This is a genomic window from Klebsiella sp. GG_Kp175 (assembly GCF_040062325.1).
Taxonomy (GTDB): domain Bacteria; phylum Pseudomonadota; class Gammaproteobacteria; order Enterobacterales; family Enterobacteriaceae; genus Klebsiella; species Klebsiella quasipneumoniae.
Genome location: NZ_JBEAFX010000014.1, coordinates 60,339 through 73,593, shown reverse-complemented (window position 1 = coordinate 73,593; position 13,255 = coordinate 60,339). Strand labels below are relative to the sequence as shown.

13 protein-coding genes are annotated in these 13,255 nt (G+C 60.8%); 4 read left to right on the top strand and 9 right to left on the bottom strand.

Annotated elements, in window-relative coordinates:
* Position 1 precedes the first annotated feature (1 nt).
* Both ABLU73_RS19705 and ABLU73_RS19700 read left to right on the top strand, forming a co-directional pair.
* Positions 2-535 (top strand): GNAT family N-acetyltransferase, encoded by a 534-nt coding sequence (locus ABLU73_RS19705; RefSeq protein ID WP_108450696.1) that lies wholly within the window; start codon positions 2-4, stop codon positions 533-535.
* 70 nt (positions 536-605) lie between these two features.
* The gene (locus ABLU73_RS19700) at positions 606-1,469 is read left to right on the top strand and encodes a MurR/RpiR family transcriptional regulator (RefSeq protein ID WP_048294132.1); all 864 of its coding nucleotides are present in this window, start codon (positions 606-608) and stop codon (positions 1,467-1,469) included.
* Here the strand turns inward: ABLU73_RS19700 and ABLU73_RS19695 are convergent.
* The 5 genes from ABLU73_RS19695 to ABLU73_RS19675 form a co-directional block, all read right to left on the bottom strand.
* A complete protein-coding gene (locus tag ABLU73_RS19695) occupies positions 1,466-2,065 on the bottom strand; it encodes a 2-dehydro-3-deoxy-6-phosphogalactonate aldolase (protein ID WP_048294131.1) in 600 nt (199 codons plus the stop codon). The two genes, ABLU73_RS19700 and ABLU73_RS19695, sit on opposite strands and share 4 nt — an antisense overlap.
* The gene (locus tag ABLU73_RS19690; RefSeq protein ID WP_004886425.1) at positions 2,052-2,924 is read right to left on the bottom strand and encodes a 2-dehydro-3-deoxygalactonokinase; all 873 of its coding nucleotides are present in this window, start codon (positions 2,922-2,924) and stop codon (positions 2,052-2,054) included. Before ABLU73_RS19690 ends, ABLU73_RS19695 begins: the two co-directional genes overlap by 14 nt.
* Positions 2,921-4,405, bottom strand: coding sequence for a sodium:solute symporter family protein (locus ABLU73_RS19685; RefSeq protein ID WP_032455507.1), 1,485 nt, complete (start codon positions 4,403-4,405; stop codon positions 2,921-2,923). Before ABLU73_RS19685 ends, ABLU73_RS19690 begins: the two co-directional genes overlap by 4 nt.
* 102 nt (positions 4,406-4,507) lie before the next feature.
* Positions 4,508-4,900 carry a RidA family protein gene (locus tag ABLU73_RS19680; RefSeq protein WP_004204205.1) on the bottom strand — a complete coding sequence of 131 codons (393 nt, stop codon included), beginning with the start codon at positions 4,898-4,900 and terminating at the stop codon, positions 4,508-4,510.
* Between the two features lie 10 nt (positions 4,901-4,910).
* The gene (locus tag ABLU73_RS19675) at positions 4,911-6,350 is read right to left on the bottom strand and encodes a D-aminoacylase (RefSeq protein ID WP_048294130.1); all 1,440 of its coding nucleotides are present in this window, start codon (positions 6,348-6,350) and stop codon (positions 4,911-4,913) included.
* Between ABLU73_RS19675 and ABLU73_RS19670 the strand changes: the two genes are divergently transcribed.
* Together ABLU73_RS19670 and ABLU73_RS19665 are read left to right on the top strand one after the other, a co-directional pair.
* On the top strand, positions 6,328-6,474 hold the full coding sequence (locus ABLU73_RS19670; RefSeq protein WP_048294129.1) for a hypothetical protein: 147 nt from the start codon (positions 6,328-6,330) through the stop codon (positions 6,472-6,474). The genes ABLU73_RS19675 and ABLU73_RS19670 overlap by 23 nt on opposite strands.
* A 76-nt stretch (positions 6,475-6,550) precedes the next feature.
* Positions 6,551-7,771 carry an amino acid deaminase gene (locus ABLU73_RS19665; protein WP_048294128.1) on the top strand — a complete coding sequence of 407 codons (1,221 nt, stop codon included), beginning with the start codon at positions 6,551-6,553 and terminating at the stop codon, positions 7,769-7,771.
* Between the two features lie 184 nt (positions 7,772-7,955).
* Here the strand turns inward: ABLU73_RS19665 and ABLU73_RS19660 are convergent, their stop codons facing one another.
* The 4 genes from ABLU73_RS19660 to ABLU73_RS19645 are packed head-to-tail and all read right to left on the bottom strand — an operon-like array spanning position 7,956 to position 13,140.
* Entirely contained in the window at positions 7,956-8,972 is a 1,017-nt protein-coding gene (locus ABLU73_RS19660; protein ID WP_080841743.1) for an Ldh family oxidoreductase, read from the bottom strand.
* 11 nt (positions 8,973-8,983) lie between these two features.
* Positions 8,984-10,585 carry an APC family permease gene (locus tag ABLU73_RS19655; protein ID WP_048294127.1) on the bottom strand — a complete coding sequence of 534 codons (1,602 nt, stop codon included), beginning with the start codon at positions 10,583-10,585 and terminating at the stop codon, positions 8,984-8,986.
* 15 nt (positions 10,586-10,600) lie between these two features.
* Entirely contained in the window at positions 10,601-12,205 is a 1,605-nt protein-coding gene (locus tag ABLU73_RS19650) for an aldehyde dehydrogenase (NADP(+)) (RefSeq protein ID WP_048294126.1), read from the bottom strand.
* 14 nt (positions 12,206-12,219) lie between these two features.
* Positions 12,220-13,140: a dihydrodipicolinate synthase family protein gene (locus tag ABLU73_RS19645; protein ID WP_004204197.1), complete on the bottom strand. Its 921-nt coding sequence runs from the start codon at positions 13,138-13,140 to the stop codon at positions 12,220-12,222.
* Positions 13,141-13,255: the final 115 nt, after the last annotated feature.

Genomic DNA, 13,255 nt, shown 5'->3' with positions numbered 1-13,255 from the left:
GATGAAAACTAACACTATAACTGCCGGCGCCGGATTACGCCTGACCGAGGAGAGTGATATCGCCCTTCTGCCGGCCATTGAACGTTCCGCCGCTCAGGCTTTTCGTCAGATCCCCGCTCTCGCCTGGCTGGCGGACAGCGAGGTGATTAGCGTTGCGCGTCATCATGATTATCTGGAAACCGAGCATAGCCTGCTGGCGGAAGCCGCCGGGCAACCGGTGGGTTTTATTCTGACCGAACCGCTCGACGATGCCTTATTTATCGTCGAAGTCGCCGTACACCAGGCCTGGCAGCATCAGGGCATCGGGCGGATGCTGCTGGAGCAGGTTATCGACGGCGCCCGGCAAATGGCTTACCCGGCGGTGACCCTCACCACCTTCCGCGACGTGCCGTGGAATGCGCCGTTTTATACCCGTCTGGGATTCGCCATGCTCGATGAACTGACCCTGCCCGCCGGGCTGGCGGCGAAAAGAGAACAGGAGACCCGGCACGGCCTGCCGCCGGAGACGCGCTGCGCCATGCGCCTGGCGTTGTAGACGCCAGCGCTGAATTTAGCGGCGATATATGGTACAAAGTACCAATCAAAACTTACCTGTTGCTACCCGTATGTCCTGGTCAATCGATATTATTTCCTGTATTACCGATCGCTTTGTGGAACTCACGGCGACCGAAAAACGCATCGCGCAGTTTATTCTCGATGATGTCGCGGCGGCGGCGGAGCTACCCATCGCCGAGATAGCGCGTCTGACTCAGACCAGCCAGGCGTCGGTCACCCGTTTTGCCCGGGCGCTCGGCTGTAAAGACGTCCGTGAGCTGAAGATGAAGCTTGCGCAATCCCTTGCGGTCGGCCAACGGTTTATCCTCGATATTCCGGACCTCGAAGGCGTACAGGGGATCTATGAGTCAATCATCAGCGTGCTGGAGACCAATCGGCGGGCGCTGGATATCGAGGCGTTGAAACGTGCGGTGAGCTGGTTGAGTGAAGCGCGGCAGATCCTCGCCCTTGGAATGGGCGGCGGGTCAACTATCTGCGCTCAGGAGATTCAATATCGCCTGTTTCGTCTCGGTCTTCCGGTCGTCAGCCAGAGCGATGGTCTGCTGGTACGCATGATGAGCTCGGCGGTGACGCCGCAGGATGTGGTGATTGTGCTGTCTCTGGGCGGCTATACCCAGGAGATCATCGAGAGCGCGGCGATTGCCAGCCAGTACGGCGCGAAGGTCATTGCGATTACCCCCGCCGGGACGCCGCTGGCGGAGCAGGCGGATCTGGTGCTGCCGCTGCTGGTGCGCGAAAACGACTATATCTTCAAGCCCAGCACTTCGCGTTATGCGATGCTGGCGATGGTCGATGTGCTGGCCACCGAACTGGCGATGGCCAACAAAACTCAGGCAAAAGGCAAATTACGGCGTATTAAGCTGGCCCTCGACAGCCACCGCGGCGGCGTCGATCGCCAGCCTCTTGGCGACTAGCCACCGGCAGCGGCGATAAACCTCTCCGCCTGCAGGCGGGTACGTTCCACGGCCTGTCCGGCGCGATAAAGATCGCTGCCCAGGCCGGCTCCGGCGCACCCAGCCCGCATCCAGGTTGCCAGATTTTCCGGCGTCACGCCGCCCACCGCCAGCACCGGCACCTCCGACGGCAGCACCGCTTTCAACGCCCGAATGTAGTCCGGACCGAAAGCAGAAGACGGAAATATCTTCAGCCACTGCGCCCCGGCATCCAGCGCGTTAAACGCCTCAGTCGCGGTGGCGCATCCGGCACAAACCTGCATTCCGTGCGCCACTGCCTGACGGATCACCGCAGGCTGGGTATTCGGCGTCACGATAAGCTTCGCCCCGGCCTCAGCGAGAAAATCGACCTGTTCCACGCTCAGTACCGTTCCCGCGCCTATCATCGCCTGCTCGCCAAACCGCGCAACCATCTGGGGAATACTCTGCTGCCAGTCTGGCGAATTGAGCGGGATTTCGATATAGCGAAAGCCTGCATTGATTAGCGTCTCAATATGATCTTCCGCCTCAGTGGGTTGAATGCCGCGTAAAATCGCCACCAGCTTAATCTTGTTCATGCATTATCCTCGCCATGCCAGCCAGCAATGCTTCATCGCCACTGCAGCTGTTAACCGTCATTCCGCGCGCCTTCATCGCCCGACCGTAGCGGGCATTCAGCGCCGGTTCGCCAACCAGCGTGATGGCAGAAGTACGGAAACGCTGCCCCAGGGTCGCCACCTCCGCGCCAATCAGCAGCCCGGAGAGGTAATCGCTGACCGAGCTCGCTGCCAGACCTCCCAGCACCCGGGCGGCCCTGGCGACAAACAGTTCGCTAATCAGCGACGGCTGCGCCAGCCCTTTTTCCAGCCCCCGTTCAAACACCGCATCGTCCGGCTGCTGGGCAGGCAGCCCTTTGCCGATAAGCGATTGCGTCATCAGCAGATGATGCAGTTCGCCGGTCATCGCCGTGGCAAAATAACGCACCGCGCCGCCCGCCACCTGTACCCATTTGCAGTGGGTGCCCGGCAGCACGTAACACTCCGCCGGCGCCAGCTGGCAGGCCCCCAGCAGCTGCGTCTCTTCGCCGCGCATCACGTTGAAATCCCCGTCCTGTTCAATCTTGAGGCCGGGAATAATCCACACGCCTTCAGCAACGGCGCATAGCTGCCGCAAAGGCTCGTCGATCGCCGCCGGACAGTCCAGATACGGCACCGCCTGCCAGCCCGCGTCGCTGCCGATCATCCCGGCCATCAGCACCGGCAGCGCCTGTGCGCCGCGCCAGGGGGCCAAATGCTCCGCGAATACATCGGCAGGCGATCGTCCGTTCAGGCGGGTAATACCCAGCGGCAGCTGCTTCGTTTCGACGCACTGGCCGTTGCGAATCAGCCAGCCGCGCAGCTGGGTAGAGCCCCAGTCGACGGCAATATAATCCTTCATTGTGCTTCTCCTGAGACCTGCACCGCCGTCTTCGCCGGGATCGCCTCCCCTTCCCGCTCCTGGGTAATCATTTCCAGCGCCTGCTGACGGCTGATTTTGCTGGCTGGCGTCATGACGGTGACAAAAATAGCGGAAACAAAGCTGCCAACGACCGACGGAATGCACGGATTGCCCCAGTAAGCCAGCCAGTCGGCCTTAACCAGAACCACAATAGACACCAGCATGCCGCTCAGCAGTGCGGTGAGCGCGCCCTGCCAGTTAAAGCGCAGCCAGAAGCGGCCAAGAATGGAACAGACGAAGAGCCCGGACATCAGCATGGAGATCATTTTGGTGATATAGCTGATGATATCGTTCGAGGTCAGGGCGAAGATCATCGCCAGGCCGATGACGAACGCCAGCATCCAGCGAGAGAGCGTTATCGCCTTATGCGCCGGCGGCATTTTTCCGGTAACGAGGGTATAGACATCCCGCATCATGATGGCCACGGCGGCTATCGCATCGGAGCTGGCCGAAGACATGGTGGCCGAAAGTCCGGCAATCAGGACCACCAGCCCGAGGATCGCCGGTAAGAAGCTGGTGGCGAACAGGAAGGCGTAGTTGCTGTTCTCAAGATGGGGGTTCATCGTCCAGGCCGCCATGCCGATAATCGCCGGCAGCACCGAGAAAAACAGATACAGCACGCCGGTATAGACAAACGAGCGCCGCACCGAAGAGACGTCTTTTCCCGAGTAAATACGCTGGCGATAGGAAGGGGTCGCCAGCACGCCGACGCCGATGACCATCGCCAGCGATAGCGCCGGAATGGTCCCCAACTTATCGACCGCAAACAGGCTCATCGCCTTGGGATCCATCGCCTGAACGATGGCATCCCATCCCCCGACGTGAACCACCGCCAGAATCGCCATCAGGATAAAACCGAAAAACAGAATTAATGCCTGAATGGTGTCCGTCCACACCACAGCAGAATAACCGCCGATAATGACGTAAATCGCAAACGCCATGGCAATAATAATTTTTGCCACCGTCAGATTAATTCCTGTCGCCCAGGCTAAATACATACTCCCGCCAAGAATATGTGCCCCTAGCCAGCCAATTGAGGCAATAAATATCATTATCCCGACGAGGTTTTTAATTAAATGGCTGCCTCCTGTGTAATAAGAAAGCTCTTCGCTCATAGTCATAAAGCGCAGCTTTCGCACCGGCGCAAACAGCCAGGCCACCAGTAAAATACCGATGGCGCCGCCCACGCCGTAGAGCATCCCGGCCCATCCATTGCTGTAGCCGAAGCCGACAGCGCCCATGCTTGAACCGGTTCCCACCATGGTCGCCACGGTGGATCCCAGCGTCAGGAACAGCGGCAAAGAACGGCCGCCGAGTAAAAAATCCTCACCGCTTTTTTGATGACGGGACACGTACCAGCCAAGCCAAATCATGGCCAACGCGTAAATAATAAAGCCGACTAAAAAGACATGACTATTCATAATTCACATCCTGCCAGTTAATTTTGTAAAGGTAAAAGGCTACGAAGCGCTGAATTATTTCAGCGCTCAAAATGACTGTTTATATTTCTGGTTACTAACTTTTTATGCGCGAGAAGCGTTATAACAGGTCACATCCACTTCGACTTTACAATCCACCACCAGGTCCGCTACGCAGCAGATGCGGGCAGGCGGGTTGTCGCCAAAGAACTCACGGAAGACTTTATTGAAAGACTGAAAATAGCGCGCATCGGTAAGGATCACTTTAACATGCACCACGTCGGCCAGGGTGTAGCCCGCTTCGGTCATGATATCTACGCAGTTCTGAATCGCCAGACGCGACTGGTCGACAATCCCGCCTTCCACCACTTCCCCGTCCTTCATCGGCGTCTGGCCGGAGACGTACAGCCAGCCTCCCGCTTCCACCGCCCGCGCGAACGGCAGGTGCTGCCCGCCGGTACCGGTACCGCCCTCTACGCCATAACGTTTAATACTCATCTTTCACTCCTCAGTTCATTCGGCGGCGCAGGAAACGCCCCGCGCGCCCGATAATCTTTTTGTCGCTGCCGTAGCTCATCACGCCGTTAACCATCACCGCCTCAATACCGTCCGCCGGACGTTTCGGGTCGGAGAAACTGGCGACATCGCGCACCGTCTGCGGGTCAAACAGCACCAGGTCGGCGTAGTAGCCCACTTTTACCAGCCCACGATCCGCCAGCTGGAAGCGCGCCGACGACAGCCCGGTCATTTTGTGGATCGCGGTAGTCAGCGGAAACAGGCGTTCATCGCGGCAGTAGTGGCCCAGGACCCGCGGAAACGCGCCCCACAGCCGCGGATGCGGCATCGGGTCGTTCGGCAGCCCGTCGGAGCCAATCATGGTCACCGGATAACCCAGCACCCGCCGTACGTCCTGCTCGTCCATGTTGTAATAAATAGCGCCTGCCGGCATCAGCCGCGCCGCGGCGTCGTGCAGGCTCACCTGCCATTCATCGGCGATCTGCTGCAGCGTTTTTCCGGCCTGCTCGGGCTGTGCTTCCGACCAGGTGATGACGATATCGAACTCATCGGTGACCTGCTTCATATCAAGCGTCGACGAGCTGGCGGAATAGGGGTAACAGTCACAGGCGATCTCCTGGCGCTGGCGCATCTCATCGAAGAAAGCCAGCGTCTCCTTCGTGCGACCCCAGTTTTTCGCGCCGGCGCACTTATGGTGCGAGACCACCACCGGCACGTTGCCGTGGCGACCAATGCGGAACGCCTCGTCGAGCGCCTCCAGAATCGGCTCGAACTCCGAACGCAGGTGGGTGGTGTAAATTCCCCCCTCTGCCGTCAACTCCTCAGCGAGCGCCATCACTTCTTCGGTGGTCGACTGAAAGGCGCTGGCGTAGGCAAGTCCCGTACTCAGTCCTAATGCGCCCTGGCGCAGCGCATCGCGCAACTGTATGCGCATGCCGGCGATTTCCGTCTCGCTCGCCGGGCGGAACAGGTCATCCATATGGTTATTACGCAGCGCGGTGTGCCCAATCAGCGTCCCGACGTTAAGCGAGGGTCGCGCGGCCTCTACCGCATGGGCATAGGCTTCGACGGTGGGATAGATAAAGTGCTGTCGTTCGCCGAGAAGATTCATCGGGTCTGGCACCTCGCCGCGCATGGTGGCGGTTGCCGCGCTGATCCCACAGTTGCCGACGATCACGGTTGTCACCCCCTGGCTGAGCTTAGGCAGATACTCCGGCATGCGGATGACGTTGATATCGTCATGGGTGTGAACATCGATAAAGCCAGGCGCCAGTACCCGCCCTTGACCATCTATCTCCTGCTCCGCCGCGACGTCAAGCGCCGGAGCGATAGCCATTATTCGGTCGCCCTTCACCGCCACATCGGCACGGTATTGCGGCCCGCCGCTCCCGTCGATCACCGTGACGTTTTTGAAAAGCCAGTCAACTTTCATAGCAATTACTCCCTTTCGACATACCGACAAGTTAACCATTTACAAGTGCAAAAAACAGTGGAAAACTACGCAAAAAACAGATCGTTTTGTGATACTTTTATTCAAAAAAAACAATAATAATTAATTAAAAACATAATTATCAAATAGTTATAACTGATACCCAGCAACTCACCGATTATAAAACCCGAAAGGATAGTGTTATGAAATACCATTCAGCACCGCTCATTCCGCACAAATCCGCACTCATGTCCGCGCCGGCTAATCTCCTGGCGGAAGAGGGCTGTCTGCCTGCCGCGCTGCTAAAAAAGTCGGCGCTGGAAAAAAATATTTCATGGATGCAGCGCTACGCCGATGCTCGCGGCGTATCGCTGGCGCCGCATGGTAAAACGACAATGACGCCATGGATATTTCAGGCGCAGCAGCGAGCGGGAGCCTGGGGGATCGGCGTGGGCAGCGCCTGGCAGGCCAGCGCGGCGATGGCCTGCGGCATCCAACGCGTCCTGATGGTCAATCAGCTGGTCGGCAAAGCCAATATGCAGGTGGTCGCGCAGCTAAAAGCCCACTATCGGACGGTGGATTTTATCTGCTGCGTCGATAGCGAGGTCAACGTCCGCGCCCTCTCCACGTTCTTCGCAGACCAGGGACAAACGCTGGATGTGCTGATTGAACTTGGCGTGCCGGGCGGGCGCTGCGGCTGTCGTAGCGTGGAGGACGCGCTGGCATTGGCACAGCGGGTCAGCGACCTGCCGGGGCTACGGCTACGCGGTCTGGAATTGTATGAAGGGGTGCTGCACGGCGACGATCCGCAACCGCAGGTGGAAGCGCTATTACAACAGGCCGCGGCGCTTGCCTGCCGCATGGAGCCGCTGGTTGACGGCGAATTTATTCTCACCGGCGCGGGCACCGTCTGGTATGACGTGGTATGCAATATCTGGCTGGCGGCGGCAAAACCGCGCCGCTGCCGTATCGTTATTCGCCCTGGCTGTTATATCACCCACGATCGTGGGATCTACGATCTCGCTCAGCAAGCGCTGATCGCCCGCGATCCGATTGCCTGCGATCTCGCCGGCGATCTCACTTCAGCGCTGGAGCTGATGGCGATGGTGCAATCGGTGCCGGAGGCGGATCGCGCGGTAGTAAATTTCGGCAAGCGCGACTGCGCTTTCGACGCCGGGCTGCCGCAGCCGATCGCCCATTATCGTAACGGCCAGGAGTTAGCGCTGCGCGCGGAGTCGATCGTCAGCACCGGCATCATGGATCAGCATTGTATGCTGCGCCTGGCGCCGGGCAGCGATGTGCAGGTTGGCGATATTCTGCTGTTCGGCACCTCGCACCCGTGTCTGACCTTTGATAAGTGGAAGACGTTGCTGCTGGTCGATGACGACTACAACGTGCTGGACGAGCTCGACACGCTGTTTTGACAGGCATCCCGGGCGGCGGCGCTTCGCGCCTTACCCGGGCTACATAGCTCGCGACGTTCGGCAGCCCGGCTAAGCGTAGCGCAAGTCGGGGAATGCACCGGGGGCTACACAACCCGCGACGTTCGGTAGCCCGGCTAAGCGTAGCGCAAGCCGGGGGATGTACCGGGTGGCGGCGCTCCGCGCCTTACCCGCCCTGGCGCAAGGCGCAAATCTCATCATATAAGGCGCGGCTGATAGCCACTCCCTGCTGCTCACTCTGCTGGCGACAGGCGAACCGCCGCTCGCCCGGTAACCGTGCCCCTTGCTCCTGCATCCCGCTGAACAGGGTTTCGGCGCGCGCGAGCTGCTCTTGTGCCTGCTCGCCGAGAAAGCGCTGCGGATCCAGCGCCAGAATCAGCTCTCCGCCGTAGGGTAAACCGCCCGCGCCGTTATCCCACGCCAGCGATTCGGCGCTGGTCATATCGCCGATAAGCGGCCCGGCCAGCAGCTCAACCATTGCCGCCAGCGCCGAGCCCTTATGGCCGCCGAAGGTTAACATCGCGCCGTTCAGCACCTCTGTGGCATCGGTGGTCGGCTGCCCCTGGCTGTCGATTCCCCACCCTTCCGGTAGCGCTTTGCCGGCGCGCTGATGCAACTGGATCTCGCCGCGCGCCGCGGCGCTGGTCGCCATATCAACAATAAACGGCGGCTTGTCCCGCCGCGGCCAGCCAAAGGCGATAGGGTTGGTGCCGAACAGCGGACGGGTGCCGCCCGCCGGGGCGACCCAGGCGTGGCTTGGCGTACAGGCTAGCCCCACCAGCCCTGCCTCGGTCAACGGCTCAATATCGGCAAACAGCGCGGAAAAATGGACGCAGCGGTTAATCGCCAGCGCCGCAATGCCGCTGTGCCGCGCTTTCTCCAGCAGCAGCGGCAACGCGCGCTCGTAGGCCAGCAGCGAAAAGGCGCCCCCTGCATCCGCCCGCACAATCGCCGGCGCCTGGTCGTGGATCTGCGGCTCGGCATCAGGCGATACCTTACCTTTACGTAAGGTATCGACAATGCCCAACAGCCGCCACAGGCCGTGGGAAGCGCAGCCGTCGCGCTCCCCGGCAGCCACGTTACGGGCGATGGCCGCCGCGTGGTCGGCGCTGAATCCATTGGCGCTGAGCACCGCCAGCGCCAGGTCATAAGCTTCTGGTAACGATAGAGTTACCGACTCCATACTGTTCTCCTTTACTCTTCTTCGTCTCCGCTAAAATTAGCCTGCGGCAGACAGCTGCGCGCGCCCCAGTAATAAATCCCCAGCGACATTGCCGCCACCAGCACCGTATCCCAGGGGTGACCAATCACATTAAGCCCGCCGAAGCTGCCCAGCCAGGAAAAGAGGATAATCAACGCATAAAAAGCGATCAGCCACAGCGAAGACTTCACCTGCTGCGCCAGGCTCACGGTATGTTCCGGCACCTTGCCTTTGCACATCACGTACACCACAAACATCACGATCTGCAGCCCCAGCAGCCACGAGAGCGTATTCCAGCCGGACCAGTAGACGATCAGCGCCGAGACCATAAACGACACCGGGCCGATGATGGCGAAGGCGCGCACGCGGAACGGCCTCGGCAGATCCGGGGCGTTGCGGCGCAGCCCGGCGGCGGTCACCGGGGCGATGGCGTAGCTCAGCACCAGGGCAGCCGACACCACGCTAATTAACTGTTCCCATGAGGGGAATGGCAGCGTCCAGAAAATCGACAGCCCGAAGGTCAGCCACAGCGCCGGGCGCGGAATACCGGACGCTTTATCGATATGGGTAAAGGCTTTAAAAAAGGTGCCCGCCTTCGCCCAGCCGTAGATCACCCGCGGCGTCGCGTTCATGTAGATATTGCCGGTGCCGCTCGGGGAGATGATCGCATCGCTAATGACCATAAAGGCCAGCCAGCCCATGCCGAGGGTAATGGCGATATCGCGATACGGCAGCGAGAACTGTTTGCTCACCTCGGCCCAACCGCCGGTCAGCATCTCGGTGGGTATACTGCCAAGGAACGCCAGCTGCAGCAGCACGTAGATAATCGTTGACAGCACCACTGATAAAATCAACGCAATAGGGATAGTCCGCTGCGGCTTTTGCACTTCGCTGGCCACCGAGATAATCGGCGTCAGTCCCAGATAGGCGAAGATAATTCCTCCGGCGCTGATCGCCGCTTCCACCCCGGACATACCGAACGGCGCAATGCCCTGCGCGTGCAGGTTCTCCGGTTTAAAGAAGGCGAACAGCGTCACCACCACCAGCAGCGGCACCAGAAACTTGAGCACGCTGATGAAGTTGTTCGAGCGGGCGAAGGTCTTGACGCTGTAGTAATTCAGCGCAAAGAAGAAACAGAGCAGCAGGAACTGCACTACCCACCCCAGCAGAGTCGGCGAGCTGGAGCCCGGCTGGGTCAGCGCCGGAAACCAGGCCGCGGCGTATTGCCGGGCGGCGACGATTTCTATCGAGATCAGGCTGGAGAAGGCAATCAGGGTGATGAACCCCAGCAGATAGCCCATCAGCTCGCCGTGGGAAAAGACCGGGTAGCGGATAATGCCGCCGGCGCGCGGCAGCGCCGCCCCCAGCTCACAGTAGACAATCCCCAGCAGCAGTACCGCAAAGCCGCCGATCACCCACGACGCGATCCCGGCCGGACCGGCAATGGATGCGACGTGGCTGGCGGCGAATAACCATCCCGAGCCGAAAATCGCGCCCAGGCCGATAAAGGTGAGGTCGGTCAGGGTCAGCTGTTTTTTAAACTTACCCGACTCAGCAACGCGGGTTTGACTGTTATGCGTAGTGTGAATGGTCATGGTGATGCCCTTGCGTCAATGAGAGGAGGAAATCGCTTCCCGGGTCCACTGGCCGTTGACCAGGCGCAGCAGGTTCAAAGGGTTCGCATCCTGCAGCGCCGGCGGTAACAGGGCGGCCGGCGCATTCTGCAGGCAGACCGGGCGCAGAAAACGCTCAATCGCCCGGCTGCCGACCGACGTCCCGCGCGCATCGGTCGTCGCCGGCCACGGGCCGCCGTGGACCATCGCATCGCACACTTCCACGCCGGTGGGATAACCGTTAAACAGCACCCGTCCGGCCTTCTCGCACAGCAGCGGTAGCAGGTTCGCCGCCAGCGGGCCGTCGTCCGCTTCCGCGTGTAGCGTCGCGGTGAGCTGTCCCTGCAGCGCTTTCACCACCGCCTGTAGCTGGACCGCGTCGTCCACTTCCACCAGCAACGATAGCGGGCCGAAAACTTCGGTCTGCAGCAGCGTATCCTGCGCCAGCAGATCCTCGACCTGAGCCTGCCACAGCTGGGTTTGCGCCTGCCCGGCGCCGGCGGCGAGGCCGCTCGCCAGCCTCTCGATACGCGGGTGCGCCGCCAGGGCCGCCACGCCCTGGCGGTAGTGCTGGAGAGTCGGCGCATTGAGCAACACCTGCGGCGCAGAGCCCGCTACCGCCGCGCACAGCGCCGACTTAAAGCGTTCCAGCCCGGCGCCGCGCAGCGCCAGAATCAGCCCCGGACGGGTACAGAACTGGCCGCCACCGAGGGTGAATGACGCCACCAGCTCGTTCGCCAGCGCCTCGGCCCGCGTCTGCAGCGCCTGCGGTAGAATAATCAGCGGGTTAATCGCCGACATTTCAGCAAACAGCGGGATTGGCTGCGAACGCTGCTGCGCCAGTTGATACAGCGCCTTACCGCCGGCCAGTGAGCCGGTAAAGCCAACGGCCTGAATCGCCGGATGGCGGACTAATTCGGCGCCGATATCAGTCCCGAAAATCATATTGAAGACGCCGCCGGGTAACCCGCATCGCGCGACCGCCCGGACGATCGCTTCAGCGGTCAGCTCGGCGGTGGCCATATGGCCCGGATGGGCCTTCACCACCACCGGGCAGCCCGCCGCCAGCGCCGAGGCGGTATCGCCGCCAGCGGTGGAAAAGGCCAGCGGAAAGTTGCTGGCGCCAAACACTGCCACCGGCCCTAACGCCTGCTGATACTGGCGCAGGTCCGGGCGCGGCAGCGGTTGACGGTCGGCTAAGGCAGTATCAATACGGGCGGCGAAGGTATCCCCGCGCTGGATCACGCCAGCAAACATCCGCAGCTGGCCGCTAGTGCGCGCCCGCTCGCCCTGCAGCCGCGCCAGCGGCAGCGCGGTCTCCTGTTCGGCGAGTGCAAAAAACGCTTCCCCCAGCGCGTCCAGCTCATCGGCAATGGCGCAGAGAAAGCGCGCCCGCTGCTGCGGCGTGGTTTGTGAATAAACGGCAAACGCCTGCTGTGCCGCCTCCGCGGCCTGGGCGGCCTCCTCGCGTGAAGCCGGATAAAAGCGATGGGCGGTGGCTTCCCCATCCACCGCCCGCAGGCTCAATAGCGTCGCCTCGCCGCTGGCAACGCGGCGGCCTGCAATAAACTGCCGTCCCGCCATGGTCTGAGATGCATTCATACTGACTCCTGGGTTCAGAGGCCGACGTCCGGCAGGGCTGGACGAGTCGCCAGCGCCTGTTCCACGATCGCCACCACCTGCTGGCGCGTTTCCCCTTCCAGCGCCAGACGCGGCGGACGGGTCACGGCGCTGCCGCGTCCGAGTAGCTCTTCGCACAGCTTGATGCACTGCACCAGATCCGGACGCGCATCGAGATGCAGCAGCGGCATGAACCAGCGGTACAGCGCCATCGCCTCTTCGTAACGCTGTTGGCGGGCGAGACGGAATAACGTTTCCCCTTCGCGCGGGAAGGCGTTGGACATTCCGGAGATCCACCCTTCCGCGCCGACGGCGATACTTTCCACCACCACGTCATCCAGCCCGGCAAACAGCACGAAGCGATCGCCAACGGTGTTACGCAGGTCGATAAAGCGGCGGGTATCGCCGGAGGAGTCTTTAAAGCAGACGATGTTGTCGCAATCGGTCAGGGTGGCGAGAATGTCCGGCGTCACGTCGTTTTTGTATATCGGCGGGTTGTTGTAGACCATGATCGGCAGGTCGGTGGCGGTGGCCACGCTGCGGAAGTGGGCGGCGGTTTCATGCGGTTTTGAGGAGTAGACCAGCGCCGGCATCACCATGATCCCGTCGACGCCGACGCGCTCCGCCTCTTTCGCCATCTTCTGGGCAAAGGCGGTGGTGAACTCGGCCACCCCGGCGATCACCGGAATTTTGCCGCCGGCGGCATCTTTCGCCACTTCGATAATCTGCAATTTTTCATCAGTGCTCAGGGAGGTGTTCTCCCCGACGCTGCCGCACACCACCAGCCCGGAAACGCCATCTTTGACCAGGTTTTTCATCACCGCGTGGGTGGCGTCTAAATCGAGGGAGTAATCGCTACGAAACTGCGTGCTAACCGCCGGGAATACGCCGCTCCAGTGAATCGCTTTATTGCTCATGCTCGGTTCCTTGTCGTCATTTTGTTAAGTCGAGGTGAATGATTGGTGAATATTCACTGACAGATTGACGCGTCGCGGAACCGGCGGCTTGTCGGTTTTCCCTTAATCCGATGAC

What these genes read in the sequence shown, in the direction of transcription:
- ABLU73_RS19705 (WP_108450696.1), top strand. Translation starts at nt 2, where the DNA reads ATGAAAACTAACACTATAACTGCCGGCGCCGGATTACGCCTGACCGAG.
- ABLU73_RS19700 (WP_048294132.1), top strand. Translation starts at nt 606, where the DNA reads ATGTCCTGGTCAATCGATATTATTTCCTGTATTACCGATCGCTTTGTG.
- ABLU73_RS19695 (WP_048294131.1), bottom strand. Translation starts at nt 2,065, where the DNA reads ATGAACAAGATTAAGCTGGTGGCGATTTTACGCGGCATTCAACCCACT.
- ABLU73_RS19690 (WP_004886425.1), bottom strand. Translation starts at nt 2,924, where the DNA reads ATGAAGGATTATATTGCCGTCGACTGGGGCTCTACCCAGCTGCGCGGC.
- ABLU73_RS19685 (WP_032455507.1), bottom strand. Translation starts at nt 4,405, where the DNA reads ATGAATAGTCATGTCTTTTTAGTCGGCTTTATTATTTACGCGTTGGCC.
- ABLU73_RS19680 (WP_004204205.1), bottom strand. Translation starts at nt 4,900, where the DNA reads ATGAGTATTAAACGTTATGGCGTAGAGGGCGGTACCGGTACCGGCGGG.
- ABLU73_RS19675 (WP_048294130.1), bottom strand. Translation starts at nt 6,350, where the DNA reads ATGAAAGTTGACTGGCTTTTCAAAAACGTCACGGTGATCGACGGGAGC.
- ABLU73_RS19665 (WP_048294128.1), top strand. Translation starts at nt 6,551, where the DNA reads ATGAAATACCATTCAGCACCGCTCATTCCGCACAAATCCGCACTCATG.
- ABLU73_RS19660 (WP_080841743.1), bottom strand. Translation starts at nt 8,972, where the DNA reads ATGGAGTCGGTAACTCTATCGTTACCAGAAGCTTATGACCTGGCGCTG.
- ABLU73_RS19655 (WP_048294127.1), bottom strand. Translation starts at nt 10,585, where the DNA reads ATGACCATTCACACTACGCATAACAGTCAAACCCGCGTTGCTGAGTCG.
- ABLU73_RS19650 (WP_048294126.1), bottom strand. Translation starts at nt 12,205, where the DNA reads ATGAATGCATCTCAGACCATGGCGGGACGGCAGTTTATTGCAGGCCGC.
- ABLU73_RS19645 (WP_004204197.1), bottom strand. Translation starts at nt 13,140, where the DNA reads ATGAGCAATAAAGCGATTCACTGGAGCGGCGTATTCCCGGCGGTTAGC.